The following is a 238-nucleotide window of genomic DNA, read 5'->3' on the forward strand; positions in this document are numbered from 1 at the left end:
CTGCTGGGTGAGGAGCCAGCGCAACTGCGCGTGGTCGATCATGAAGCGCACGCGCTCGGCGGGGTACTCCGGGTCGACGGGGACGTAAGCGCCGCCGGCCTTGAGGATCGCGAGCAGCGCGACGATCATGTCGAGCGAGCGCTCCATGGCGACGCCGACGAGGGCATCGGGGGTGACGCCGAGCTCGATGAGCCGGTGGGCGAGGCGATTGGCGCGCAGGTTGAGTTCGGCGTAGGTG

General features: G+C 69.7%; 1 protein-coding gene. It reads right to left on the bottom strand.

What is annotated here, in order from left to right:
* Positions 1–238, bottom strand: a 238-nt coding sequence (locus SB764_RS44350; RefSeq protein ID WP_410867355.1) for an AMP-binding protein, incomplete at both ends; no start/stop codon positions are given.

It is taken from the genome of Paraburkholderia sp. SIMBA_027, from assembly GCF_046535315.1.
GTDB classification, from domain to species: domain Bacteria; phylum Pseudomonadota; class Gammaproteobacteria; order Burkholderiales; family Burkholderiaceae; genus Paraburkholderia; species Paraburkholderia tropica.